Genomic DNA, 1495 nt, shown 5'->3' with positions numbered 1-1495 from the left:
TTTGGTCAACTATTTTATCAATAGAGTTTGTTTTTACGATACGCGCTCTAACTTTTTCGCCTAACGATATTTTATCGTCATCAGATAAATTTATCATTTTATATATAGCATTAGACAAAGCGTCAGGATCTTTAACTGGGACAACAGCTCCACATTCACCTAGAGCCTCCTTAATACCACCAGAGTCTGTAGCAACAATTAACTTCTTACATGCCATCGCTTCAGTAATAACCAGCGGAAATCCTTCCCATTCGGAAGACAACACGAAAATATCGGTAGCACACATTAATTGCCGGATGTCATCCCTGCGTCCAAGAAAGGTAACGTACTGCTCAATAGCAAGTTCACTGGCCATTTTTTTAAGATAAGTATCAAGATGACCCGTTCCCACAATGAATAGTCGTGGAATACTTTTATAGCTATAATTTTTGAGAAGTAAAGAGTATGCATTCAGTAAGTTTGGGTAATCTTTTGCTTCCATTAACCTTCCAACACTCAATAGCATTGGTGTCTCATCTGATATGGCTAACTCAGCTCTTTTCGTTTGTCTATCACTTACCGAAAAATCAAATTGAGAGGTATCAATCCCATTTGTTACCACAATCATTCTATTGGCAGTAGAAGCCCGTTTGCTAACAAAAGAATCAACAGCATCCTGGCTAACATTAGTGGATAGCGAAGCGAGACGGTCAGTATATCTATACGCTAACATTCTCAGCGTACTACCTTCATTAGTATTATGTGCAGTACATATTAAAACTGGAATTTTGGTGAATAGTCGAAGTATCCGGGAGAATATGTTGGCATGAAACATATGACTATGAATGACATCAGGTTTAAATTTCTTTATTATTTGTCTAGCTTTGAAGAATCCATTACATAGATTAAAAATGCTCTTATCTAAATTTAACTCTCTCAGGTGGATACCCTCTTCAGGCCTTACTACCGTCTCACCTGTCAGCGATATGATCATGACATTATGGCCAGCCGAAAGCATCTTATTCGCGAGCAAGACCGTCTGTTTTTCAGCCCCCCCCAAACCTAACCCTGTAATAATGTATAATAAATTCACTGGTATCTTCTTATCCAATTGTAATTAAATTCTAAACTCTATTTTCACTCATTAACATTTCGATCAAGTTTTTCCATTTACTTCCGATCGTAGACTCTATTCTATACTGTTCTGCATTCTCTAATGATTTAATTGACATGGTTTCTCTTAATTCTTCATTATTAATGAGTATTAGAAGTTGCTTTACGAATTTATCACTATCATCAAAGGGTATAATAAATCCATCCTCATGGTCAGTGATTAGTTCTGAAGGGCCTGTATCGCAATCATAAGCTATTATCGGTAGTCCACTTGCTTTAGCTTCAAGCAAAACCATAGGGAATCCTTCGAACCGAGAAGTCATTACATAGATATTAGACTGATTATATAACTCTCTCACATAAGGAGTGGTGGGTAGCAACTCTATATTCTTAATATTTAATC

General features: G+C 36.7%; 2 protein-coding genes. Both read right to left on the bottom strand.

The window, feature by feature from the left end; genetic code table 11:
• On the bottom strand, window positions 1-1072 hold a 1072-nt coding region (locus V2A85_RS23615; RefSeq protein WP_420072542.1), incomplete at its 3' end, for a glycosyltransferase.
• Window positions 1073-1103: 31 nt separating this feature from the next.
• Window positions 1104-1495: glycosyltransferase (locus V2A85_RS23610; RefSeq protein WP_420072541.1), on the bottom strand; the 392-nt coding region annotated here is incomplete at its 5' end.

The sequence above is a fragment of the Yersinia sp. 1252 StPb PI genome, from assembly GCF_048593885.1.
Classification (GTDB): domain Bacteria; phylum Pseudomonadota; class Gammaproteobacteria; order Enterobacterales; family Enterobacteriaceae; genus Yersinia; species Yersinia enterocolitica_E.
Note: the sequence above shows the minus strand (reverse complement) of the source record. Positions and strands in the feature narration are given on the sequence as shown.